This is a genomic window from Mycolicibacterium tokaiense (assembly GCF_010725885.1).
In the GTDB taxonomy this organism is placed as follows: domain Bacteria; phylum Actinomycetota; class Actinomycetes; order Mycobacteriales; family Mycobacteriaceae; genus Mycobacterium; species Mycobacterium tokaiense.
In genome coordinates this window covers 3,407,298-3,430,628 of sequence record NZ_AP022600.1, presented here as the reverse complement: position 1 = coordinate 3,430,628, position 23,331 = coordinate 3,407,298, and the positions used below count along the sequence as shown (strand labels likewise).

Genomic DNA, 23,331 nt, shown 5'->3' with positions numbered 1-23,331 from the left:
GTGGTGGACGAAGTGCGAATTACGGTTTATTCATATACCCCCTCTACATACCAATGCCTGCGTCGATAACACAACAGCAACGCCCGGGCGCAGCCGTCAGCCCGGGCGTCACCTTCCAACAAGACCTGTACCCGCGCGGTGCGGCCCGCAGCCGGTGCCTTGACGTCCCACCAGCGCTCGTCGACCGACCACGGCCCTGCCCACCACTGCAGGTCACCGCGGAACATCCCGGCCCGGACTCCCTGCGCTGCAGGTGAATCCAATCGGACCGGATCGGCACTGAACAGTCCGCGCCCGGTGACCCGCACCGGGCCACCCTGGGCATCGAGCAGTTCCACCGGTTCGTCGAGCAGCACTGTGGGCGACGGCTCCGGCAACTGGCCCGGCCACGGCTGGGACGGGTCCGCCCGGGGCACCAGTTCGTCTCCCAGCGGTGTCAACGTGATCCGGTCGGCCGGACCACGCCCCCCGCTGAGCACGGGGATCTGCACTGCTTCGGGCCCCAGCAGACCCTGCACCCGCACCAGGGCCCGGCGGGCCCGCAGCCTGTCCTCCTCACCGAGGCCGCCCCACAGGGGCAGCTGCAGGGCACCGGCCGACACCACCTCCACCGGTTCGAGCCGCAACTCGACGATGGGTGCACTGGGTCGGTCACCGGGATTGCGCCGGTTGAGCCAACCGTCGAGCTGCCAGCGGATGCGGTCGGCGGTGGCATCCTCGGTGAGGGGCTCGGCACACCGCCACACCCGTTCCAGCTCTTCGCCTTTGGCCGTCAACGCGTGGATGCCCAACCGGGTGCACCCCACCCCCGCCGACTCCAGGCTGCGATGCAGTGAACCTGCCAGCGACCGCCCTGCAAAGGCAGCGGCGTCCACCCGGTCGATGGGCGGATCGCAGGTCATCACCGCAGCCAGATCGGCAGGCGCCTCCCGCCCGGACGGCCCCCGCATGGGTTCGGCGCGGGCCAACCGGTGCGCCAGCACCGCATCGGCTCCGAACCTCGAGGCGACATCGCTGCGAGACAGCTGGGCGAACCGACCGAAATCCCGGATACCCATCCGCCACAACAGGTCCGCCAGCTCGACACGACCGGGTGAGCTGAGGCTGGGCTCGGTGGAGAGCTGCCGGATGGACAGTGGCGCCAGAAAGGCGGCATCCCCGCCGGGAGCCACGATGCGTCCGGCCCTGGCCGCGAACACCGCGGTGGGCAACTGATCGGCAATGCCGACCTGGCATTCGGCACCGCCGGCGGCCACCGCATCGATGAGCCGCTCGGCGGCGGCCTCCTCTGAGCCGAAGAACCGTGCCGCCCCCCGCACCGGGAGCACCAGCAGCCCCGGCCGCAGCACCTCGGCCCGCGGTACCAGTGCGTCGACGGCCGACGTCACCTCTTCGAAATAACGGGCATCGCGGGCCGAATCCGCGGTCACCACATGCAGATCCGGGCACCGCGCCTGCGCCTCCCGCCGGCGCAGCGCGCGTTTGACCCCCACCGCACGGGCCGCCGCCGAACAGGCGATGACGCGGTTGGCCAGGGTGACCGCCACGGGCGCGGTGGCAGGCAACTGCGCCGACAGCGCCGCCGCCACGGCGGGCCAGTCCATGCACCAGACAGCCAGCACCCGAGATGGTGAACGCGCCATCTCAACCGGCCAACGACCGGGAACGCGCCCCACGCCCGGTACCTCGCAGAGCCACCTGGACGCGGCCGATCCGGCCGTGTCCGGGCACCGCACCCACCGTCATGTCGTACCCGCGCACCCTGGCCTCCAGCCGCAGGGATGCCCCTGGCCAGTCTCCGCCGGTGGCCAGCAGGGTGCAGCCCCGGTGCTGCGCGCGGGCCGTCACCGCCCGCGCGCGGGTGGGCGTCACAGATCGGCCACCCAACCCGAGCACCACCAGATCCATCCCGTCCATCAACACCGCGGCGACCTCCACCGGATCAGTGCCGGGGTCCGGAATGACCGCAATACGGGTCAGGTCCGCCCCCATCTCGACTGCTGCCAGCAGGCCGGCCTCGGGATGGCCGACGATCGCCACGTGCCCACCTGCCGCGGTGACCGCCGCCGCCATGCTCAGCGGTAGCGACCGGGCCCCGGTCACCACTGCGACGACTCCCCTGGGCAACCCCGCCGGCATCAGCTCACGCAGCGTTTCGGGCACCGGCAGCAAACTTTCCGACGCAGGCTCGGGAGCAGAGGACTGCGGCGCGGTAGGCTGTGACCGCCGCCCCGCTCCCACCTTCCCCGAGACACCCGCCATTTGACTGCGCAGCTGTTTGAGCAGCTCAGCACGCCCAGAACCCGCGTGATCAGGCGCTACCGCAGCCGTCATCACTCACCCTCCCAGCCTGGCCGGCAGCTCGATGTTCGAATGTATGTTCGATACAACGAGTAAACACCCACCCACCGACAGAATCAAGCGGCTTGGGGCGCCGGCATACGGGCGGGACCACTGTGGCGGACGGGGCGCGCGAGCCACCGATTCTCGGCGCGGGTGCGCAGCACGCGCCGCCCCGCCGCGACGACTAGAGGATCAGACCCTGGAGAACGTGAGGGCGAGCCCTCACTCCCACTCGATGGTGCCCGGCGGCTTGCTGGTGATGTCGAGCACCACGCGGTTGACCTCGGGCACCTCGTTGGTGATGCGGGTCGAGATCCGTTCCAGCACGTCGTAGGGAACCCGGGTCCAGTCGGCGGTCATGGCGTCCTCACTGGACACCGGCCGCAGCACGATGGGATGACCATAGGTGCGCCCGTCGCCCTGCACGCCCACCGACCGCACGTCGGCCAGCAGCACCACGGGGCACTGCCAGATCAGGCTGTCCTGGCCGGCCGCGCTCAGCTCCTCGCGTGCGATGGAATCAGCCCGGCGCAGGGTGTCCAGCCGCTGGGCGGTGACCTCACCGACGATGCGGATGCCAAGGCCGGGGCCCGGGAACGGTTGGCGCCCAACGATGTCCTCGGGCAGGCCGAGTTCACGGCCCACTGCGCGTACCTCGTCCTTGAACAGCAGACGCAGCGGTTCGACGAGCTTGAACTTCAGATCATCGGGCAGTCCGCCGACGTTGTGGTGGCTCTTGATGTTCGCGGTGCCCGCACCGCCGCCGGACTCCACGACGTCGGGGTACAGAGTGCCCTGCACCAGGAAGTCGACCTCACCACCGCCGTCGGTCACGATGTCTCGCACCGCGCCCTCGAAGGATCGGATGAACTCGCGGCCGATGATCTTGCGCTTGCCCTCGGGATTGGTGACCCCGGAGAGCTTCTCCAGGAAGGTGGCCTCGGCGTCGACGGTCACCAGCTTGGCGCCGGTGGACGCCACGAAATCGCGCTGCACCTGATCGCGCTCACCCGCGCGCAGCAGGCCGTGGTCGACGAAAACACAGGTCAAGCGGTCACCGATGGCGCGCTGCACCAGCGCGGCAGCCACCGCGGAATCCACCCCGCCCGAAAGCCCGCAGATGGCCCGGCCGTCGCCGACCTGGGCGCGTACCTGTTCGATCAGCGACTCGGCGATGTTGGCCGCGGTCCACTTGGCCCCGATGCCGGCGAAGTCGTGCAGGAAGCGGCTGAGTACCTGCTGCCCGTGCGGGGAGTGCATGACCTCGGGGTGGTATTGCACCCCGGCCAGCCGGCGGGCCCGGTTCTCGAACGCGGCCACCGGCGCACCGGAACTCATGCCCACCACGTCGAAACCCGCAGGCGCTTCGGTGACCGCGTCGCCGTGGCTCATCCACACCGGCTGACTCTCGGGAAGACCCGAATGCAATTCCCCACCAATAACTTTGAGATCGGTACGGCCGTACTCACTGGTGCCGGTGTGGGCCACCGTTCCGCCGAGCGCCTGAGCCATGGCCTGGAAGCCGTAGCAGATGCCGAACACCGGGACGTCCAGATCGAACAGGGCTGGATCCAGCTGTGGCGCGCCTTCGGCGTAGACGCTGGCCGGGCCGCCCGACAAGACGATGGCCTGCGGGTCCTTGGCCTTGATCTCCTCGACCGTGGCCGTGTGCGGGACCACCTCGGAGAACACCCGCGCCTCGCGGACGCGGCGGGCAATCAGCTGCGCGTACTGCGCGCCGAAGTCGATGACCAGCACAGGGCGTGGGGAGGAGTGATCTGCCACCGCGCCAGTCTAGTCAGGGGCGGGCCCGGCCACCTGCCCAGCCACAGCCGCCCACACATGGTCAGGAGCCAGAGTGGGTAAGGGTGTAGCTGTGATGGGACTCCCAGAGCACATACGCGCGTGTCTGTTCGACCTCGATGGTGTGCTCACCGACACCGCCAGCGTGCACAACAAGGCCTGGACCGCCATGTTCGATGATTTTCTGCACCGGCGTTGTGGCGACGGGTACACCCCGTTCGACCCGGTGACCGACTACCGGAAGTACATCGACGGGCGCAAACGCGAAGACGGCGTGCGCAGCTTCCTGGCCAGCCGCGACATCACTCTGCCCGACGGGCAGCTGTCCGACAGCGCCGACGCCGAGACCGTCTACGGCCTGGGCAACCGCAAGAACGCTCTGTTCGAGAAGACCTTGCACACCGACGGGGTGACGGTCTTCGAGGGATCCGAGCGCTACTTGCAGTCCGTCCGGGATGCCGGCCTGGCCGTGGCGGTCGTATCGTCGAGCGCCAACACCCGCGAGGTGCTCGACCTGACCGGGCTGGCGCGCTACATCGACGTCCGCGTCGACGGCGTGACCATGCGCGAGGAGCACATCCCCGGAAAACCGGCGCCCGATTCCTTTCTGCGCGCCGCCCAACTGCTGGACACTCCCCCGTCGGCGGCGGTGGTGTACGAGGACGCGCTCGCCGGCGTCGAAGCGGGCCGCGCCGGCGGCTTCGGGCTGGTGATCGGCATCGACCGGCACCAGCAGGGCGAAGCGTTACGTGAACACGGCGCCGACATCGTCGTCGCCGATCTGGCCGAACTGATGGAGAACCCCACCCCGTGATCAGCCCGGAGATCTTCCCCGTCGAGCCCTGGTGTGTCCGGGAAACCCGCCTGGACTTCGATCTGCTCGACGAAGCCGAGTCCCTGTTCGCGCTGTCCAACGGTCACCTGGGCCTGCGGGGGAACCTCGACGAGGGAGAGCCGAGCGGGCTGCCCGGCACGTATCTGAACGGGTTCTTCGAAACCCGCCCACTGCCGTACGCCGAAGCGGGATACGGGTATCCGGAAGCCGGGCAGACGCTGGTCAACGTCACCAACGGCAAGCTGTTCCGCCTGCTCGTCGACGATGAGCCGTTCGATCTGCGCTATGGCGAGCTGCTCTCCCACGAACGCGTGCTGGACATGCGGGCGGGAACGCTGACGCGCGACGCGCACTGGTGTTCGCCGGCCGGCAAGCAGATCAAGGTGCACTCCACCCGGCTGGTGTCGCTGGTGCACCGCGGAGTCGCCGCGATCGAGTACATCGTCGAAGCGGTCGACGAATTCACCCGCGTCACAGTGCAATCCGAACTGGTCACCAACGAGGACCAGCCCGAGACCGAAGATGATCCGCGGGTCTCGGCGGCACTGAAGGATCCGCTGCAGGCGATACACCACGAGCACACCGACTACTCGGCGTTGCTGGTGCACCAGACCCGCGGCAGCGAGCTGATGATGGCGGCCGCGATGGATCACGAGATCGACGTGCCCGGGCGCGTCCAGACCACCACCGACTCGCACGACGATCTGGCCCGCACCACCGTGATCTGCGGACTGCGCCCGGGGCAGAAGCTGCGCATCGTCAAGTATCTGGCCTACGGCTGGTCGAGCCTGCGGTCACGACCGGCCCTGCGCGATCAGGCGGCCGCAGCCATCGCCGGCGCCCGGTACTCCGGCTGGCAGGGCCTGATCGACGCTCAACGGGCCTTCCTCGACGAGTTCTGGGATGGCGCCGACGTCGAGGTGGAAGGCGACGCCGACATCCAGCAGGCCGTGCGGTTCGGCCTGTTCCACGTGTTGCAGGCCAGCATCCGCGCCGAGCGTCGCGCCATCCCCGGCAAGGGACTGACCGGCAACGGCTACGACGGACATGCCTTCTGGGACACCGAAGGCTTTGTGCTGCCGGTGCTCACCTACACCATGCCGACCGCGGCTGCCGACGCATTGCGCTGGCGGGAAAGCACTCTCGATCTGGCCAAGGAACGGGCCAGGACGCTGAACCTGAAAGGAGCGGCCTTCCCCTGGCGCACCATCCGGGGCGAGGAATGCTCGGCGTACTGGCCGGCCGGGACCGCAGCCTGGCACGTGAACGCCGACATCGCCATGGCGTTCGAGCGTTACCGGTGGGTGACCGGTGACGACTCCCTGGAGCGCAGCTGCGGGCTCAAGGTCCTGGTGGAGACGGCCCGGCTGTGGATGTCGCTGGGCCACCACGACCGCCACGGTGTCTGGCACCTCGACGGGGTGACCGGGCCCGACGAGTACACCGCGGTGGTGCGCGACAACGTGTTCACCAATTTGATGGCCGCGAGCAATCTGCGCGCCGCCGCGCAGGCCTGCCTGCGACACCCCGACGCCGCACACGACCTCGGCGTGTCCACCGAGGAGACCTCGGCGTGGCGGGATGCCGCTGCCGCCGCCCACATCCCGTTCGACGAGGAACTGGGCGTACATCAGCAGCACGACGGCTTCACCACGTTGCGGGAGTGGGACTTTCACGCCAACACCGAGTACCCCCTGCTGCTCAACGAGGCGTACGTGCGGCTGTACCCCTCGCAGGTGGTCAAGCAGGCCGATCTGGTGCTGGCCATGCAATGGCAGAGCCACGCCTTCACCGACGAGCAGAAGGCCCGCAACGTCGACTACTACGAGCGTCGTACCACCCGCGACTCCTCGTTGTCGGCCTGCACGCAGGCGGTGATGTGCGCCGATGTCGGCCACCTGGAACTGGCCCACGACTACACCTACGAGGCGGCGCTGATCGATCTGCGCAACCTGCACAAGAACACCCGCAACGGCCTGCACATGGCCTCACTGGCCGGTGCGTGGACGGCTCTGGTGGCCGGATTCGGTGGTCTGCGCGACGACGAGGGGCTCCTCGTGCTCAACCCCCACCTGCCCGACGGCATCTCCCGGCTGCGGTTTCGGCTGGCGTGGCGCAACTTCCGGCTCTCGACGTGGTGCACAACTCCGTCACCTACACGCTGCGCGACGGGCCGCATGCCGAACTCACCATCCGCCACGCAGGCGAGGAGGTGACGCTCACGACCGACAAGCCCACCACCTTGACGGTCTATCGCCGCCAACCTCTGATGCCGACCCCGAAACAACCGCCCGGCTGCGAGCCGGTGCACCGCCGCCGCAGCACCTGACCCGGCAGGAAAGGACGCAGCATGCCAGAACTCCACACCGCCGAAGCGCGCCACTGGTTCATCACCGGTGCGTCCGGGGGCCTGGGTCGCGCCATCGCCGAATATGCGCTGCAGCAGCATGATTTCGTGACAGCCACCGTTCGCCGCACCTCGGCCCTCGATGATCTCAAACAGCAGCACGGTGAGCTGCTGACCGTCGAAGAGCTCGACCTCAGCCCGCCGGTCTCGGTCGACGACGTGGTGACCCGCACTCAAGCCGCCAGACCGGTGGACATCGTGGTGAACAACGCCGGGTACGCGCTGGTGGGCGCGTTCGAGGAGATGAGCGTCGACCAGATCCGGGACCAGGTCGAGGTGCTACTGGTGGCCCCGATGCTGATCACCCGCGCGTTCCTGGGATCCATGCGGGAACGGGGCGGCGGCCGGATCATCCAGATCGCCAGCCTGGGCGGGCAGACGACAGTGCCCAGCTACAGCTGCTACCACGCGGGCAAGTGGGGCCTGGAAGGCTTCAGCGAGAGCGTGGCCAAGGAAGTGGCGGACTTCGACATCCGGTTCACCATCGTCGAACCCGGCGGCACCCGCACCGATTTCCTGTCCGGGATGCGGTTCACCGAGGAGACGCAGCCGTACCGCGATACGGCGGTGGGCGCAGCGCGCCGGGCCCAGCAGTCGCTGGATCCGGCCGATCTCACCGGTGATCCCGCGAGGATCGCGGCGCTGATCTACGACAGCACTCGGCGGCCTGACCCGCCACTGCGCCTACCCGCAGGGCTGGACAGCTACGAGGCGATCCGCACCGAACTCACCGAACGCCTGGCCGCCATGGAATCGCAGCGCGACGCGGCCGCGTCGGTGGCGTTTCCGGACTGACTGTCAGCGGGCGGTGTTGACCGGTTCGATCGGCAACTGCCGCAGGGCCGCCGGCGCGTCGTGGGGCACCACAGGATTGCGGGGGGCGATGGGAGCCAGCCGACGGTAGGGCTGCCCCTGCGCGGGCCGCAGATCCTCTTCGCCCTTGTTCGGCCACAGCGACGCGGCGCGTTCTGCCTGCGCTGTGATCGACAGCGACGGGTTGACCCCGAGGTTCGCCGAGATCGCCGCGCCATCGGTGACATACAACGTCGGGTAGTTGTACACCCGATGGTAGGGGTCGATGACTCCATGCTCGGGACTGTCGGAAATGGCTGCGCCACCGAGAAAATGGGCGGTCAGCGGGATGTTGAACATCTCCCCCCAGGTGCCGCCTGCCACGCCGTCGATCTTCTTGGCAATGCGCCGGGTCACCTCGTTGCCCACCGGGATCCAGGTCGGGTTCGGTTCCCCGTGGCCCTGCCTGCTGGTCAGCCTGCGGGTGCCCCACTTGGTGCGCTTGGTGAAGGTGGTGATGGAGTTGTCGAGGTGCTGCATCACCAGGGCGATCATGGTGCGCTCGCTCCAGCGTCGCGCATTCAGCAGCCGCATGGTCCCACGCGGATCCTGAGAGGCATTGTGCAGCAACTGCTTCCACCGCGGAATGTCAGTGCCGTCCGGGCCGTTGCCGTCGGTCATCAGCGTCTGCAGCAGACCCATGGCGTTGGACCCCTTGCCGTAGCGGCACGGCTCGATATGAGTGTCGGCAGTGGGGTGGATCGACGACGTGATGGCCACACCATGGGTGAGGTCCAGGTCGTCGGAGACGCGCAGTCGGCCGGCGCCCACGATGGACTCGGAGTTGGTGCGGGTGAGCACGCCGAGTGAGTCGGAGAGCTGCGGCAGGGTGTTGGTGTCCCGCATCTTGAACAGCAGCTTCTGAGTGCCGAAGGTGCCGGCCGCCAGCACCACGTGCTCAGCGGTGAAGGTGCGCTTGCGGCGGCGCACCTTGCGCCCGGTGCGCACCGTCGCCACCTCCCACAGCCCGTCGCCGCGCTGGCGCAGACTGGTGACGGTGGTCATCGGATGCACCTGTGCGCCTGCGGTTTCGGCCAGACCGAGGTAGTTCTTCACCAGCGTGTTCTTGGCACCGAACCGGCAGCCGGTCATGCAGGAGCCGCACTCGATGCAGCCGGTGCGCTGCGGGCCCACTCCGCCGAAGTAGGGGTCGGGCACACGCTTGCCCGGGGTCTGGGTGCCGTCGGGGCCGAAGAACACCCCGACCGGGGTGGGCACGAAGGTGTCCCCCACGCCCATGTCGTCGGCGACCTCCTTCATGATGCGGTCGGCATCGGTGAAGGTCGGGTTGGTCACCACGCCGAGCATCCGCTGCGCCTGGTCGTAGTGCGGCATCAGCTCCGAACGCCAGTCGGTGATGTCGCGCCACTGCGGGTCGTTGAAGAACGGCTCTGGCGGGACATAGAGGGTGTTGGCATAGTTCAGCGATCCGCCGCCCACCCCGGCGCCCGCCAGGATCAGCACGTCACGCAACAGGTGGATGCGCTGGATGCCGTAGCACCCGAACTGGGGCGCCCACAGGAATTTGCGCAGGTTCCAGGAGGTCTTGGCGAACTCCTCGTCGGCGAAGCGCCGACCGGCCTCGAGTACGCCGACCCGATAACCCTTCTCCGTCAGCCGCAACGCCGTGACGCTGCCGCCGAACCCCGACCCGATGACCAGCACGTCGTAATCAGGAGCCATGGCCACATTATGAACTTACTGACCGGTAACAAGCTAGCGAGGGTGCCCTAAGTTCTTTGCCGAGCAGACGTGAACTCGGATGATCACGAGCTCCAGAACCCGAGCTCGCGTCTGCTCGGCGAAATCATCCACAGCGTCGTTGCGCGTGCACACCGGCGGCGTGTCACCGGAGAACCATCCACGCCATGAATCCCGCGGTGCAACAACTCCTTGACGTTCTCGGTGGCATGGCAACCACACGCCAGCTCCTTGAGATCATCACCCGCGATCAGCTCGACTGGCAGGTCAAGTCCGGACACCTGGTCCGGCTGCGGCGCGGGATCTACGCGGCAGGGATACCCGACCGGCTGGACCGCCTGCGGGCGCTGGATCTGCACCTCGGCCAAGAGGTGGTTGCGTGCCTGGGGACGGCGGCGTCGTTGTACGGATTCGACACCGAAGGGGTGACGGCCGTGCACGTTCTGGATCCGGGCATTCGACTGCGCCCGCAGATCGGATTGATGGTGCATCAACGCCTCGGCGCCCCGCTGCGACGAGTCCACGGGCGGCTGGCCACCGGCCCCGCCTGGACCGCGATCGAAGTGGCCCGGCAGGTACCGCGGCCGCGGGCGCTGGCGACCCTGGACGCGGCACTGCACTCGAGGTGGTGCACGCCGGCCGAACTGGCGCGAGCCGTCTGGGAGCAGCATGGCCGCCGAGGCATTGTCCACGTGCGCGAATTGCTCGCCCACGCCGACGGCCGTGCGGAATCAGCGATGGAAAGCGAAGCGCGCCTGGTGATGATCGACCACCGGCTGCCGACTCCTGAACTTCAGTACGAGATCGTCACCAAGGACGGGACCGTGTACCGCGTCGACTTCGCCTGGCCGGATCAGAGGGTGGCCGCGGAGTACGAGAGCATCGACTGGCACGCCGGCGCGCTGGAGATGCTGCGGGACAAGAAGCGCACAGCCGCACTCCAGGAGATGGGGTGGCTGGTGGTGCCGATCATCGGCAGCGATGTACGCGCGAGTCCGGGCCGGCTTGCCGAACGGCTGACCTACCACCTGAGCGCCCCGAGCAGACGCGAGCTCGGGTGATGACGGGCCGCTGAACCCGAGTTCGCGTCTGCTCGGCAGAATTCAGGAGCCGACGGTGAGCCCGACCTTCTGGAACTCCTTGAGGTCGCAGTAGCCGGCCTTGGCCATCGAGCGACGCAGGCCGCCGACCAAGTTCAGCGTGCCGAACGGATCGTCGGACGGCCCATTGAGCACCTGTGCCAGCGACGGCCGCTCCCCCTGGGCCACCTGCAGCAGCGCACCACGAGGCAGTGACGGGTGGGCGGCGGCCGGCGGCCAGAACCAGCCGTCGCCGAGTGCCTCGGCCGACGCGGCGAGCGGCGTGCCGAGCACCACGGCGTCGGCGCCGCAGGCGATGGCCTTGGCCAGCTCACCCGAGGTGTGAATGTCGCCGTCGGCCAGCACGTGCACGTACCGGCCGCCGGTCTCGTCGAGGTATTCGCGACGGGCAGCGGCGGCGTCGGCGATGGCGGTGGCCATCGGCACGCTGATGCCGAGTACTTCGTTGCTGGTGGTCACTCCCCAGGTGGAGCCGTAGCCGACGATCACGCCTGCGGCACCGGTTCGCATCAGGTGCAGGGCGGTGCGGTGGTCGAGCACGCCGCCGGCCACCACGGGCACGTCGAGTTCGGAGATGAAGGTCTTGAGGTTGAGGGGTTCACCGTCGGACGCCACGCGCTCGGCCGAGATGATGGAGCCCTGGATGATCAGCAGGTCGATGCCCGCGGCCACCAGGGTGGGCGTGAGTTCCTTGGCGTTCTGGGGGCTGACCCGCACCGCCGTGGTAACTCCCGCGTCGCGCACCCGGGCGACCGCGGCGCCCAGCAGATCGAGGTCCAGCGGCGCGGCGTGCAACTGCTGCAGCAGTCTGATCGACGCCGAGGGCTCTGGTTCTTTGGCGGCCGCCTCGATCACCTGGGCCACCTTGGCCTCGACATCGGCGTGCCGGCCGATCAACCCCTCGCCGTTGAGCACCCCGAGGCCGCCGAGGCGACCCATCTCGATGGCGAACTCCGGGGACGCCAACGCGTCGGTCGGGTGGCTGAGCACCGGGATCTCGAAGCGGTAGGCGTCGAGTTGCCACGCCGTCGAGACGTCCTTGCTGGACCGGGTCCGCCGCGACGGGACGATGTTGATGTCGTCGAGTTCGTAGGTGCGACGGGCGGTCCTGCCCATGCCGATCTCAACCATGTCACGCATTGATGTGACCCCTAGCGGGAGTAGTAGTTCGGGGCTTCGACAGTCATCGTGATGTCGTGCGGGTGACTCTCCTTGAGACCCGCCGCAGTGATCCTGACGAATTGCGCCTGCTGAAGCTGCTCGATGGTGGCGGCACCGGTGTAGCCCATGGCGGCCCGCAGACCACCGGTGAGCTGATGGATGACCGAGGCCAGCGGACCGCGGAACGGCACCCGGCCCTCGATGCCCTCCGGCACCAGCTTGTCCTCGGAGAGGACGTCGTCCTGGAAGTAGCGGTCCTTGGAGAACGATTTGCCCGCCGCGCCGCCCGCGCCGCGGCCCTGCATGGCACCCAGCGATCCCATGCCGCGGTAGCTCTTGAACTGCTTGCCGTTGACGAAGATGAGGTCACCCGGCGCCTCGGCGGTACCGGCCAGCAGCGAGCCCAGCATGGCGGTGGACGCACCGGCGGCGAGCGCCTTCGCGATGTCCCCGGAGTACTGCAGCCCGCCGTCGGCGATCACCGGGACCCCGGCCTTGCCGCACACGGCGACGGCCTCGAGGATGGCGGTGATCTGCGGGGCGCCGACACCCGCGACCACGCGGGTGGTGCAGATGGAGCCGGGACCGACGCCGACCTTCACCGCGTCCGCACCGGCCTCGACCAGGGCCAGCGCCGCCGCCCGGGTGGCGACGTTGCCGCCGACCACCTCGACGCGATCGCCGACCTCGGCCTTGAGCTTGCCCACCATCTCCAACACCATCCGGTTGTGGGCGTGAGCGGTATCGACGATGAGGACGTCCACCCCGGCGTCGACCAGCGACATCGACCGCACCCAGGCGTCGTCGCCGACACCCACGGCAGCGCCGACCAGCAGACGGCCGTCACTGTCCTTGGTGGCGAACGGGTGCTGCTCGGTCTTGACGAAGTCCTTGACGGTGATCAGGCCGGTGAGCTTGCCGTTGCCGTCGACGATGGGGAGCTTCTCGATCTTGTTGCGCCGCAGCAGCCCCAGCGCCGCGTCCGCGGAGACGCCCTCCCGGGCGGTGATCAGTGGCGACTTGGTCATGACCTCGGTCACCGGCTTGTTCTGGTCCACTTCGAAGCGCATGTCGCGGTTGGTGATGATGCCCACCAGCGCGCCCTTGTCGTCGACCACCGGCAGCCCGGAGATGCGGAAGCGGGCACACATCGCGTCCACTTCGGCCAGCGTGTTGTCCGGCGAGCAGGTGACCGGGTCGGTGACCATGCCGGCTTCGGACCGCTTGACTGTCTCCACCTGGGCGGCCTGCTCGGTGAAGGGCAGGTTGCGGTGCAGCACGCCCATGCCGCCGGCGCGCGCCATGGCGATGGCCATGCGCGATTCCGTCACGGTGTCCATGGCCGAGCTGACCAGGGGCACCCGTAGCCGGATCCTCTTCGTCAGCTGGCTGGAGGTGTCGGCGGTGGCCGGGATGATGTCCGAGGCTGCCGGCAGCAGCAGCACGTCATCAAATGTCAGCCCGAGCATCGCGACCTTGTTGGGGTCGTCGCCGCCGGTGTGGACGCGGTCCTCGGCGATCACTCGCCCAGGGTGCAGTTCGGCATCGGTTACAGGTGAAACCATCGGTGGGGCCTCCAAGAACAGCAGTGCCTCCACGACAAAGCGGAGTGAGGACACCTATCTTATCGGCTCACCGGAGCAGATTCCGACGCCGCCACGGGGCCGTGCAGACGCTCATCAGCTAGCGCGATCACAGCGCGGCTGCGTACTGTAGAGGCGTGCGCGACCACCTCCCCCCGGGTTTGCCGCCCGACCCCTTCGCCGATGATCCTGCCGACCCGTCGGCGGCCCTCGACGCGATCGAGCCTGGGCAACCGCTCGATCCCCAGGAGCGCACCGCTGTGGAAGCGGATCTCGCCGACCTCGCGGTGTACGAAGCATTGTTGGCGCACAAGGGAATTCGCGGCCTGGTGGTCTGCTGTGACGAATGCCAGCAGGATCACTACCACGACTGGGACATGTTGCGGGCGAATCTGCTCCAGCTGTTGATCGACGGCACCGTCCGCCCGCACGAACCGGCCTACGACCCGGAACCCGACTCCTACGTCACCTGGGACTACTGCCGCGGTTACGCCGACGCCTCGCTGAACGAGGCCACGTCGGACAGTGACGGATATCGCTGACGGCTGACCCCGCGTCAGTTCAAGCCCGGGATGGGCAGCTGAATCAGCGGTCCATTCGGGACCGTCGTCGTGGTGGGTGTGCTCACCGCCGTCTCCGGAGCCTGCGGGGCTTCCGACTCAGCTGACGGCGCGGGAGTTCCCGTTTCCACCTCCATCAACGTGGTGCTGGGCACCACAGCCTCGGCCGCCGTCGTCGTGACCGGCGTCGACGCCGACTCCTCGGCTTCCGCCACCGCAGTGGTGGTGGTCGTCGTGCTCGTTGTCGGGCGCGCGGACGTGGTGGTGGTCGTCGTCGTGGTAGGCGGCCGGCTGGTCGTGCTGCTCGCCGTGGTCGTCGGTGATGGTGTGGTGGTCGCCGGCGTCGACGTGGGGGTCGGGCTCGGCTCGGTGGTGGTCGGGCTCGTCTCCGACGGCGGGCTGGTCTCCGACGGAGAGGTGGTCTCCGACGGCGCCGTCGTCGTGTCGGGCGTCGTCGTGTCGGGCGCCGTCGTGTCGGGCGACGTGGTCTCCGGTGATGTGGTCTCCGGCGATGTGGTCTCCGACGGGAGCGTGATCTCCGGCAGGGTCAGCGGCGGAGCGCCCGGCTCGGGCGGCGGCAAGGTGGCCGCTGGATCCTGGCTCTCCACCTTCACGTTCAGCAGATTCCACTCGTCGACCAGCTGCTGCTGGCGGGTGGCGTCTTCGACCTGCACCACCGAGGTGGTCAGGGTCTGCAGCTTCTGCTGCGCCTGATCCCAGTCGCCCTGGTCGATCAGCCGCTGGACCTCGGCCATCTCGGTCTGGGCGGCCAACGCCACCCGATCGTCTCGCACCGACTGCGGTTCACCGAACAACGCGGTGCGCATGCCGTAGAGCGAGTCACCCGGGCCGGCGCCGGCCACGACGGCGCCGAACCCACCGATGCACAGCACCGCAGCGGCCACGGAACCCACGACAGCGAGATGCCTCCGTGCGCCCTTGGTCTGCGGGGAGGGCTGAGACAGTCCGCGGTGCAGGGCGCTGACCGCGTCCTGTTCGCTGAGCACGTTGGTGCCGGGGGCGCGCACACCGTCGCGCCAGCCCTCCAGCAGGTTCAGCAGCTCGGCCTCGCCCGCGTCCCCGGGGCGGATGCGCTGCTGGCCACCGGCCAGCGCGTCGAGCAGACGGTCACTGCGGTTGATGTCGTCCAGCGATTCCGGCTCGCTTGGACCCCTCCCGAAATCAGGCATAGTCGAACCCCGTCGCCGTGATCTCGTTCTTCAACCGAGCCAGCGCCCGGTGCTGGGCAACCCGCACCGCACCCGCGGTACTGCCCACGGCCTCGGCCACCTCTTCGGCGGACATTCCGACCACCACACGCAGGATCAGGATCTCGCGCTGCTTCTCCGGCAGGATCTTCAACAGCGCATCCATGCGGGACGCCGCGTCGGCGTTCATCGCAAGCTGTTCGGGACCCGCGTCCACGCTGAAGCGCTCGGGCACGACATCAGTGGGGTCAGCCTTGTTCCGGCCGGCCGCACGATGTGCGTCAGCTACCTTGTGCGCTGCAATGCCGTACACAAAGGCCAGGAACGGTCGTCCCTGATCTTGGTACCGCGGCAACGCCTGCATGGCGGCCAAGCACACCTCCTGAGCCACGTCATCAGCTGAGAGACCGCTGCGTTCCGCGGTTCCGATGCGTGCCCGCACGTAGCGGACGACGATCGGGCGGATGGTCTCCAGCACTTCCCGGAGCGCATTCCGATCGCCGGCCACCGCGTCAGCAACGACGGCGTCGAGACGTTCTCCTGGAATTGTCATCGACGGCGGTATCTCCAACGTTACGAACCGGAAGTAGCACGGCTGATTGGCTCAGCTAAACAATAGCGACCGGGGCGCATCCCAGACGTCCCCCAGCCGCCCGACGGCCCGGCGAGTCGCCGGATCCCAGCTCAGCTGCGCAGGTCGCCGCCGCGCGCGGCGATCAGGGCGGCGGCCCGATCCCGCGTGTCGGCGAGCTGCCCGGCGGTCAGTGTTGTGCTGCCCACCGCTGCCAGCAGACTCGCCACCGCCCACTGCAGGGGCACCAGCCCGTGACGGGTGGCTGCGATCAGTGCGGCGTCGGCCACGTCGCGCGCGGCATCCAGGTCACCGGCAGTGCACAGGGCCGCGGCCAGCACCACTTCGCTCTTGGTGCGGTGCCGCAGCCAGGTGGCATCCGCGGCCTCGATGCCCGCCCGCGCATACCCTACGGCACCGGCGCCGTCGCCTCGTGCCATCGCCAGCTCCGCGCTGACCCAGGCCAAGCGGACACTGCATCGCGGCGGAGCGCCCGAGAGCGTGCGCGCCGCATCCAGCAGTGTCGCCGATACCCCGAACCGCCCCACCCCCAGCGCGTCGGCGGCCAGACCCACCAGCGCGTCGGCTCTGGCTTCCGGGTGATTTCCGGCCAGGCGCAAGGCGATGCCATCCCATCGGCGGGCCCGGATGTGCCAGCCCAGCTGGCGCAGCAGTGAACCGGTGGTGCTGTGCGCCAGAGACAGCAGCGCCGAGGACGGCGCGGTACGACGGACCGTCGCCAGGTCGGCATGGGCCGCGCCATAGCGCCCCTGGCCGGCTGCTGCCACGGCCCGCAGCCAGGCCTGCGTGGCGGTGTCGGGGACCGGCAGCGGCCAACGGTGCACATCGGCTCCGAATGCGGCGGCGGTCAGCGCTTCGGTCTGCGACGTCACCGACGGCACGGTATCAACGTGGGACGAGCGGCCGGCGCTGTAACGATTCAAAGGTTTTTACGGCTTTGCTGGTTAACAGTTTGTCGTCGCCATGTTAACGGCAGATCAACTGCCTGCCGAGCGCTAGGAAACAACGCCCGGGTGAAGATGAATCCGAACTGCGGATTTTCCGGATCGCGCCACACCGAGCTCAAGCCCCTACCACGAATTCCGCTCCGCAACACGCTCAATGATGAACGTGGTGTTAAATCTCGCGTCGTCTCTATGCCATTAAGCACAGGCTGAGGGGATTGACGGAATTTCCTAAGCGCACCTACTTTGTCCTCACGAGTAGTCATCGGCGACAGCACTCGGATCGAGTCCACAACTCTCGCAGCATCAAATGTGCGCGGAGAGAGGGGTTTCCAAATGCCACAGCCGCAACAGCTACCTGGCCCCAACGCCGACATCTGGGACTGGCAGATGCAGGGACATTGCCGGGGCGTCGATTCCTCGATGTTCTTCCACCCCGATGGTGAGCGTGGCCGCGCCCGGGCGCAGCGTGAAATGCGCGCCAAGGAGATGTGCCGTCGTTGCCCGGTGATCGCACAGTGCCGTTCGCACGCGCTGGCAGTCGGCGAGCCGTACGGCATCTGGGGAGGGCTCTCGGAGTCCGAGCGTGAACTTCTGCTCAAGCGCGGGATACGCCGCACCGCCTGAGCGCGGACACAGACATTCGGGGACGCCCGGCTTCTGCATCGGAAGCCGGGCGCTTCTGTGTGCGCCACTACTCCTCGGTCTCGGCGGGTGGCGCCGCGGGCACCGGCGCGGGTGGGGCCGCGGCGGTGGGCGCGGGCGTGCGTTTTCCGCGGCCGAGCCACCGGGTCAGGCCGTAACAGACGGCGGCGAAAGCGGCCAGCAGCAGCAACCACGGCAGCACCAGCCCGAACAGCAGTACCGCGCTGCCGAGGGCCGACACCAGCGTGTCCCAGCCGCGCTCGACCTGCCCGAAGAAGCCCTGGTACTGAGCCGGCCCGCCGATCCGCTCGGCGGTGAAAGAGACGCTCACCGTGCTGAAGTCGATCTGCTCGCCGAGCGCCTGGCGCTGCGCGCGCAGGCTGTCGAGTTCGGCCTGGCGCTGCGACAGCGCCTCCTCGGCGGTGATCAACGCCTCCGGGTCGCGGGCCTCGGCCATGATGGCCAACAGCCGGTCCACCGAGGTCTGTAGCGCCCGGATGCGCGCGTCCAGGTCCACCCGTTGGGCAGTGACGTCCTCGGCGGTGGTTTCGGCGAACTCGACCGTGCCCAGTTCCTTGAGCTCGCGCACCACGGTGTCGAGCTCGGCGACCGGTACCCGCAGCACGATCGAGGTCTGCGCGCGCCCGGTGCCCGATCCGGCGTCTTCGGTGCGGCTGTCCACCCGACCGTCGGCTTCCTCGACCAGTACCGCGGCCTCGTCGGCGGCAGCGGACGGATCGGCCACCGTGATCTGCATGGTTGCGGTCTTCACGACGTCGCGCTTGGCGATCGGCGCCTCCCCCGGCACGTTCTGCGGCACAGGGGCGACGTTGTCGGCGGCCACCCCCGATCCGGATTCCGGCCGGGAGGATTCGCCACCCCCACCGCACGCGGTCAGCATCGTCGCGACAGCGAACAAGCCGAGCACCAGCGCAACCCAGTACCGCAGTGTCATATCCGCAACCTAGCCGGTGCGGGTTGCGCTCACTCCCCAGAGCGCGAACTTCTTGTGGTGATCGACGGTGAAGACCGCCTCGGAGAATCGGGACTCCCCCACGGCGGCGAGATCCGCCAACACCTCGCCCCAGACGGGCGCAAATTTGAATCCGTTGCCACTCAGCGCGGTCGCCACCACGATGCGGCCCTCGGCCATGCTGTCGATGATGGGCATCTTGTTGGCGGCCAACGATTCTGCGTGCACCGACCACCGGGACGCGGCCGGGATCAGGTCGGGGATCATCTTCTGCATCTGGACGCCGGCTCGCTGCAGCTGCGCATCGGTCAGTGCGGTGGTGCGGTCGGACCAGTCGTCGGCCAGCGGGAGATGCATGTCGGGAGTGGCCTTGATGCTGTAGCCGTCGAGGCTGGGTATGCCGAACGCGTGCACACCGTGCAGGTCACGCATGAACCCCGGAAGGCGGTCCGGCGTGAACATGTCGATGTGGCGGGGCAGGAACCAGATCAGCGGGTAGCTGACCACCTTGACGACATCGTCCAGCTCCGGCAGCAGCCGCGCGGTCCACGGCCCAGCGCTCACCACTGCCCTCTCGGCCAACAGGTCGCCGTGGTCGGTGACCACCCGGACGCCCGCCGGGCCGGGCTCGATGGCTTTCACCGTGGTGCCGTAGTGGGTGGTGGCGCCGCGCGCCAGCGCCAGCTCGGTGGCCGCCACCACCGCCAACTCGGGCCGCACCACCCCGCCGAGGGTGTCCAGCACCCCGATGTCCCCGTCATCGGCGTAGAACTGTGGAAAGCGGGCCCGCAGCTGCCCGGCGTCGAGTACCTCATGCGGCAGAGACAGATCGGCGATGGCCGCCAGGCCGGCCTCCAGGTCGGGATGGCCACGTGGCCCCACGCTCAGCGCGCCCGCGGGGATCAGCAGGTCCTGGCCGTACGCCGCACCCAGCTGCACCCAGAGTTCGCGTGCGCGCAGCAGTGCCGGAGTGAACACCCTGCCCTCTTTGGCAGCCACCCGGAACAACCGTGACTCACCGGCGTACGCGCCCCAGGTGTGAACCCGGCCGAACTGCTCGACGCCCACCACGTCGACACCGCGTTCGGCCAACTGCCACAACGCCATCGACCCCATGGACCCGAGACCGACGACGACCACCCCCGCCCGGGTTGTGCCCGTCATACCAGCGGTGGCTAGCCGCGGGCCAGCTCGCGCAACACCGAATCGGTTGCCGCCCAGTCCATGCACTTGTCGGTGACCGACTGGCCGTAGGTCAACGGCCGGGCATCAGGGGACTGTGCACCGGCGACCAGGAAGCTCTCCAGCATCACTCCGCTGATCGGCAGGCCGTCGCGCACCAGCTGTGCCACCTCGGTGGCCACCACGGCCTGGCGGATGTGATCCTTCCCGGAATTGGCGTGGCTGCAGTCGATCACGACGCGACCCGGCAGGCCGGCCGTGGCCAAGGTGGCAGCGGCCGAAGTCACCGCGGCGGCATCGTAATTGGGGCCGTCGGTACCGCCGCGCAGGATGACGTGGCAGTCGTCGTTACCCATGGTGCTCACCAACGCGCCGCGGCCCATGTCGTCCATCCCGAAGAACACATGCGCGGCCGATGCAGCGCCCACACCGTCGACGGCCACCTGGACGTTGCCGTCGGTGCCGTTCTTGAACCCGACCGGCATCGACAGTCCCGAGGCCAGCTGGCGGTGCACCTGCGACTCGGTGGTACGGGCGCCGATGGCGCCCCACGCCACCGCGTCGGCGATGTACTGCGGGCTGGTGGGTTCGAGGAACTCGCAGCCCACCGGCAGGCCGATGTCGATGATGTCGAGCAACAGCTGGCGGGCGGTGCGCAGGCCACGCGCCACGTCGAAGGTGCCGTCCATGTCCGGGTCGTTGATCAGGCCTTTCCAGCCGATCGTGGTGCGGGGCTTCTCGAAGTACACCCGCATCACGATCTTGAGCCGGTCGCGCAGTTCGTCGGCGATCTTGACCAGCCGGCTGGCGTACTCCAGCGCAGCCGCCGGGTCGTGCACCGAGCACGGCCCGACCACCACGAGCAGGCGGTCGTCGCGACCGGCCAGGATGTCGGCGATTTCGTCACGGTCGCGGGCCACCCGCTCGGCGCGGCGGGCGCCCAGCGGGAATTCGGTGAGCACGTCGTGCGGGCTGGGGATCTCGCTGAAACTGCGGATTCGCCGGTCGGAGGTGTTCTGAGGGGCGATCTGCGCCAGGTTCACTGGGGTGCCTTTCTGATACTGGGCACCAGTGCAAACCTCCGGTGCCCCTGACATACAAAAGGCAGCGACCGTGTGGTCACTGCCTGGGCTCCGGGTGGATGCGTTGCTTAGCGCTGCGCTGTATCGGCTCCGCCCGGAGCCTTGATAAAGCGCCAATAGCTGGCACGCACACCGATGGTCACGCGGACCAGGGTATACCCCGGGGCGTGCGATCGCCGAATCGGGGTGATCCTGGGAGCACTGCACCCTGCCCTGCGGCCCGCATCGGACCTACCGTGCCAGGTATGTCATACCCGAAAATGCTTGCCGTACTTGTCTGTTCGCTGATCGCGCTGGCCGCCGCGCCACGCGCCGGCGCCGAGGAGGCTGCGCCCGACAACATCACGATCGTGGCCGATGCGTTCAACCGCGGTGTCGGCGCCCCCGACACGTTCTACGGAATCCTGGCCGACGACGTGCACTGGACGGTGGCCCGCGCCGAGGCGCCCTCCACCTACACCTCGCGGCAGGAGTTCCTGGCCAACGGCTCCGGCCCCATCACGTCGCGCCTGAACGGTCAGATCACCGCCGAGGTGCACGAGCTGATCGCCCAGGGCGATCAGGTGGTGGCACGGTGGCGCGGAACGGCCACCGCCCGTGACGGCCTGCCGTATGTCAACGAATACAACTGGGTGATGACCATGGCGGGTGGTCAGGTGACCCGGGTGGTCGCCTATCTGGACCTGGTGGCCCTCGACGAACTGCTCACCCGGGTGCCCGTCTAGGTCAGTCCGCTGAGCTGAGCGCAGCGTGCCCGGACAGGCGCAGCCGGCGGTTGCCGCGGCGGGCCTGGAGACGCCGGCGGCGCACCTTCCACGAGCTCCACTCACCGAGCGTGACGCCGGCGGCCAACGCGGTGCCGACCAAGAACGCGCTCAGCACCGAGGCGAAGCCGACGGCGTGCTGATCGTTGAGGATGGCGTATACGCCGTGCAGCAGAGCCAGACCGGGCAGCAGCGGCACAATGCCCGCGATCGAGACGACCAGCGGCGGTGCCAGGTTGCGCCGCTCCATCAGCCGGCCCACCAGCCCGATGGCGACAGCCGCGGCGAATGATGCCACCACAGCGCCCACCCCGGCGCCGGTGGCGGCCAGGAACACCACCGTGCCGGCCGCTCCGCCGAATCCGGCGGCCAGCGCCGCGCTGCGTTCGGCATAACAGGCCAGGGCGTAGGCCGCCGCGCTGGCCGCGCCGAAGGCCACGCGGGCGGGCAGTTCGGCCAGGGCCGGGGGCGCATAGCCGTTGATGGCGACGAACGGCGCACCGAATTGGTAGGCGAAGTGCAGCACGATGGCCACCCCGGCGATGGTCGCCCCGGTCATCATCACCAGCTCGAAGAACCGGCCCGCCGCGGTCACCGGAGCGCCGCTGATGACGTCGCCCACCGACCCGACCAGTGACAGCCCGGCCAGCAGTACCACCAGGCCTGCCGCGATCGCCACGCTGGGCCTGAATTGCAGCCCGATGGTGGGACCGAGCCAGTACAACAGGATCGGCGGCGCCGTCGCGATGGCCCCGCCCACCACGTACTGGAAGAAGAACGGCAGGCCGTGCCGGTTGAGCCGGCGGTTCACCCGGTCGATGGTCATCGCACTCAAGGCACTGATCAGGCACACCAGCCAGGTGCCGCCCAGGGTGCCGGCGGTGGCGTAGGCCAGCGCACCCCAGGCCAGGGTGGCGATCCAACGCTTGTACGGGTGCGGCGCGGTGATGATGGCGCTCAGCTCCTGACGCGCGTCGGTCGGCGAGATCTGGCCGGCACGGATGCGGTCCAGCAGGCGCTCGACTGCGGCCAGGCGGCTGAAGTCGATGGAGCGCGACTGCACGATGTGCAATGTGCTGGCCGCCGGAGCGGACGGTCCGCGGTAGGCGGCGATGTGGATGGTCGTGTTGATGACGTCGACCTCGCAGCGCTTGACGCCGTAGGCGGCGGCGACGGCCGTCACCTGATCCATGGTGGAGGTCGCGGACATGCCCGACGCCATCAGGATGGCGCCGATGTTGCCTGCGAGGTCGAGCACCTCGTCGACCAGGCGGTAGTCGGCGTCATCGTGCCCGGCCGTCGCGGAGATGCGCGGCAGGGTGTCGGTGGGCGGATCGGTCTCGCGCACCATCCGGGCCAGCATTCCGCGCTGACGCTCCAACCACGCCTGCCCCGTGCGCCCAGGGGTCGACTCCACCACAGTGCCCTCCACCAACGAATGTGCCGCTCGGCCCCCAAGAGTCACGAGCAAAAGTGATTTTACTCGTGTCAGGCAAGTGAATTTGTCGTCGCTCGGGTGAGAGTGGTCACCCGGTGCGACCGTGGGCCTTATGCACGCATTCCCGCTCGATTCTGTGCACAGGCCCCACTCTCGGC

Annotated in this window: 19 protein-coding genes and 1 pseudogene; 7 read left to right on the top strand and 13 right to left on the bottom strand. The window is 68.6% G+C overall.

Annotation, left to right across the window (positions count from 1 at the left end):
• Window positions 1–26 precede the first annotated feature (26 nt).
• The 3 genes from G6N58_RS16760 to guaA all read right to left on the bottom strand — a co-directional run bounded on the left by G6N58_RS16760 (window position 27) and on the right by guaA (window position 4,128).
• The gene (locus G6N58_RS16760) at window positions 27–1,604 is read right to left on the bottom strand and encodes a DNA polymerase Y family protein (RefSeq protein ID WP_435406136.1); all 1,578 of its coding nucleotides are present in this window, start codon (window positions 1,602–1,604) and stop codon (window positions 27–29) included.
• Between the two features lie 40 nt (window positions 1,605–1,644).
• On the bottom strand, window positions 1,645–2,334 hold the full coding sequence (gene imuA', locus G6N58_RS16755; protein ID WP_115277963.1) for a DnaE2-dependent mutagenesis accessory factor ImuA': 690 nt from the start codon (window positions 2,332–2,334) through the stop codon (window positions 1,645–1,647).
• Between the two features lie 231 nt (window positions 2,335–2,565).
• Window positions 2,566–4,128, bottom strand: coding sequence for a glutamine-hydrolyzing GMP synthase (gene guaA, locus G6N58_RS16750; protein ID WP_494337746.1), 1,563 nt, complete (start codon window positions 4,126–4,128; stop codon window positions 2,566–2,568).
• 94 nt (window positions 4,129–4,222) lie between these two features.
• Between guaA and G6N58_RS16745 the strand changes: the two genes are divergently transcribed.
• The 3 genes and pseudogenes from G6N58_RS16745 to G6N58_RS16735 all read left to right on the top strand — a co-directional run bounded on the left by G6N58_RS16745 (window position 4,223) and on the right by G6N58_RS16735 (window position 8,183).
• The gene (locus tag G6N58_RS16745; protein WP_115277965.1) at window positions 4,223–4,960 is read left to right on the top strand and encodes a beta-phosphoglucomutase family hydrolase; all 738 of its coding nucleotides are present in this window, start codon (window positions 4,223–4,225) and stop codon (window positions 4,958–4,960) included.
• Window positions 4,957–7,310 (top strand): annotated as a pseudogene (locus G6N58_RS16740) (glycoside hydrolase family 65 protein). Before G6N58_RS16745 ends, G6N58_RS16740 begins: the two are co-directional and overlap by 4 nt.
• Before the next feature lie 21 nt (window positions 7,311–7,331).
• Entirely contained in the window at window positions 7,332–8,183 is an 852-nt protein-coding gene (locus G6N58_RS16735; protein WP_115277967.1) for an SDR family oxidoreductase, read from the top strand.
• Between the two features lie 3 nt (window positions 8,184–8,186).
• Here G6N58_RS16735 and G6N58_RS16730 read toward each other — a convergent pair whose 3' ends face one another.
• Complete coding sequence (locus tag G6N58_RS16730) at window positions 8,187–9,923, bottom strand: GMC family oxidoreductase (RefSeq protein WP_115281464.1); 1,737 nt, start codon at window positions 9,921–9,923, stop codon at window positions 8,187–8,189.
• A gap of 185 nt (window positions 9,924–10,108) precedes the next feature.
• Here G6N58_RS16730 and G6N58_RS16725 point away from each other — a divergent pair, with 185 nt between their 5' ends.
• Window positions 10,109–11,002 (top strand): type IV toxin-antitoxin system AbiEi family antitoxin, encoded by an 894-nt coding sequence (locus tag G6N58_RS16725; protein ID WP_115277968.1) that lies wholly within the window; start codon window positions 10,109–10,111, stop codon window positions 11,000–11,002.
• Window positions 11,003–11,044: 42 nt separating this feature from the next.
• Here G6N58_RS16725 and G6N58_RS16720 read toward each other — a convergent pair whose 3' ends face one another.
• Window positions 11,045–12,172 (bottom strand): GuaB3 family IMP dehydrogenase-related protein, encoded by a 1,128-nt coding sequence (locus tag G6N58_RS16720; protein WP_172545066.1) that lies wholly within the window; start codon window positions 12,170–12,172, stop codon window positions 11,045–11,047.
• 20 nt (window positions 12,173–12,192) lie between these two features.
• Window positions 12,193–13,767, bottom strand: a complete 1,575-nt coding sequence (gene guaB, locus G6N58_RS16715; protein WP_272866075.1) for an IMP dehydrogenase — start codon at window positions 13,765–13,767, stop codon at window positions 12,193–12,195.
• Window positions 13,768–13,922: 155 nt separating this feature from the next.
• Here guaB and G6N58_RS16710 point away from each other — a divergent pair, with 155 nt between their 5' ends.
• On the top strand, window positions 13,923–14,327 hold the full coding sequence (locus tag G6N58_RS16710) for a DUF5319 domain-containing protein (RefSeq protein ID WP_068915726.1): 405 nt from the start codon (window positions 13,923–13,925) through the stop codon (window positions 14,325–14,327).
• A 14-nt stretch (window positions 14,328–14,341) separates the two neighbouring features.
• Here the strand turns inward: G6N58_RS16710 and G6N58_RS16705 are convergent, their stop codons facing one another.
• The 3 genes from G6N58_RS16705 to G6N58_RS16695 form a co-directional block, all read right to left on the bottom strand.
• Complete coding sequence (locus G6N58_RS16705) at window positions 14,342–15,535, bottom strand: anti-sigma-D factor RsdA (RefSeq protein WP_115277969.1); 1,194 nt, start codon at window positions 15,533–15,535, stop codon at window positions 14,342–14,344.
• Window positions 15,528–16,106 carry a sigma-70 family RNA polymerase sigma factor gene (locus G6N58_RS16700; RefSeq protein WP_115277970.1) on the bottom strand — a complete coding sequence of 193 codons (579 nt, stop codon included), beginning with the start codon at window positions 16,104–16,106 and terminating at the stop codon, window positions 15,528–15,530. Before G6N58_RS16700 ends, G6N58_RS16705 begins: the two co-directional genes overlap by 8 nt.
• 131 nt (window positions 16,107–16,237) lie before the next feature.
• Window positions 16,238–17,017 (bottom strand): hypothetical protein, encoded by a 780-nt coding sequence (locus tag G6N58_RS16695; protein WP_115281466.1) that lies wholly within the window; start codon window positions 17,015–17,017, stop codon window positions 16,238–16,240.
• A 408-nt stretch (window positions 17,018–17,425) separates the two neighbouring features.
• Here G6N58_RS16695 and G6N58_RS16690 point away from each other — a divergent pair, with 408 nt between their 5' ends.
• Window positions 17,426–17,716 carry a WhiB family transcriptional regulator gene (locus G6N58_RS16690; protein ID WP_068919635.1) on the top strand — a complete coding sequence of 97 codons (291 nt, stop codon included), beginning with the start codon at window positions 17,426–17,428 and terminating at the stop codon, window positions 17,714–17,716.
• Window positions 17,717–17,783: 67 nt separating this feature from the next.
• Here G6N58_RS16690 and G6N58_RS16685 read toward each other — a convergent pair whose 3' ends face one another.
• Genes G6N58_RS16685 through G6N58_RS16675 form a run of 3 tightly spaced genes read right to left on the bottom strand, consistent with a single transcriptional unit; the run spans window position 17,784 to window position 20,932 of the window.
• On the bottom strand, window positions 17,784–18,689 hold the full coding sequence (locus tag G6N58_RS16685) for a DUF4349 domain-containing protein (protein ID WP_115277971.1): 906 nt from the start codon (window positions 18,687–18,689) through the stop codon (window positions 17,784–17,786).
• Between the two features lie 9 nt (window positions 18,690–18,698).
• The gene (solA, locus tag G6N58_RS16680; protein ID WP_115277972.1) at window positions 18,699–19,871 is read right to left on the bottom strand and encodes an N-methyl-L-tryptophan oxidase; all 1,173 of its coding nucleotides are present in this window, start codon (window positions 19,869–19,871) and stop codon (window positions 18,699–18,701) included.
• An 11-nt stretch (window positions 19,872–19,882) separates the two neighbouring features.
• Entirely contained in the window at window positions 19,883–20,932 is a 1,050-nt protein-coding gene (locus G6N58_RS16675) for a 3-deoxy-7-phosphoheptulonate synthase (protein ID WP_115277973.1), read from the bottom strand.
• 284 nt (window positions 20,933–21,216) lie between these two features.
• Between G6N58_RS16675 and G6N58_RS16670 the strand changes: the two genes are divergently transcribed.
• Complete coding sequence (locus tag G6N58_RS16670; protein ID WP_232067893.1) at window positions 21,217–21,696, top strand: nuclear transport factor 2 family protein; 480 nt, start codon at window positions 21,217–21,219, stop codon at window positions 21,694–21,696.
• Between the two features lies 1 nt (window position 21,697).
• Here G6N58_RS16670 and G6N58_RS16665 read toward each other — a convergent pair whose 3' ends face one another.
• On the bottom strand, window positions 21,698–23,200 hold the full coding sequence (locus G6N58_RS16665) for a threonine/serine exporter family protein (RefSeq protein ID WP_232067892.1): 1,503 nt from the start codon (window positions 23,198–23,200) through the stop codon (window positions 21,698–21,700).
• Window positions 23,201–23,331: the final 131 nt, after the last annotated feature.

What these genes read in the sequence shown, in the direction of transcription:
- G6N58_RS16670 (WP_232067893.1), top strand. Translation starts at nt 21,217, where the DNA reads ATGTCATACCCGAAAATGCTTGCCGTACTTGTCTGTTCGCTGATCGCG.
- solA (WP_115277972.1), bottom strand. Translation starts at nt 19,871, where the DNA reads ATGACGGGCACAACCCGGGCGGGGGTGGTCGTCGTCGGTCTCGGGTCC.
- guaB (WP_272866075.1), bottom strand. Translation starts at nt 13,767, where the DNA reads ATGGTTTCACCTGTAACCGATGCCGAACTGCACCCTGGGCGAGTGATC.
- G6N58_RS16700 (WP_115277970.1), bottom strand. Translation starts at nt 16,106, where the DNA reads ATGACAATTCCAGGAGAACGTCTCGACGCCGTCGTTGCTGACGCGGTG.
- G6N58_RS16685 (WP_115277971.1), bottom strand. Translation starts at nt 18,689, where the DNA reads ATGACACTGCGGTACTGGGTTGCGCTGGTGCTCGGCTTGTTCGCTGTC.
- G6N58_RS16720 (WP_172545066.1), bottom strand. Translation starts at nt 12,172, where the DNA reads ATGGTTGAGATCGGCATGGGCAGGACCGCCCGTCGCACCTACGAACTC.
- imuA' (WP_115277963.1), bottom strand. Translation starts at nt 2,334, where the DNA reads ATGACGGCTGCGGTAGCGCCTGATCACGCGGGTTCTGGGCGTGCTGAG.
- G6N58_RS16745 (WP_115277965.1), top strand. Translation starts at nt 4,223, where the DNA reads ATGGGACTCCCAGAGCACATACGCGCGTGTCTGTTCGACCTCGATGGT.
- G6N58_RS16705 (WP_115277969.1), bottom strand. Translation starts at nt 15,535, where the DNA reads ATGCCTGATTTCGGGAGGGGTCCAAGCGAGCCGGAATCGCTGGACGAC.
- G6N58_RS16735 (WP_115277967.1), top strand. Translation starts at nt 7,332, where the DNA reads ATGCCAGAACTCCACACCGCCGAAGCGCGCCACTGGTTCATCACCGGT.
- G6N58_RS16725 (WP_115277968.1), top strand. Translation starts at nt 10,109, where the DNA reads ATGAATCCCGCGGTGCAACAACTCCTTGACGTTCTCGGTGGCATGGCA.
- G6N58_RS16760 (WP_435406136.1), bottom strand. Translation starts at nt 1,604, where the DNA reads ATGGACTGGCCCGCCGTGGCGGCGGCGCTGTCGGCGCAGTTGCCTGCC.
- G6N58_RS16730 (WP_115281464.1), bottom strand. Translation starts at nt 9,923, where the DNA reads ATGGCTCCTGATTACGACGTGCTGGTCATCGGGTCGGGGTTCGGCGGC.
- G6N58_RS16690 (WP_068919635.1), top strand. Translation starts at nt 17,426, where the DNA reads ATGCCACAGCCGCAACAGCTACCTGGCCCCAACGCCGACATCTGGGAC.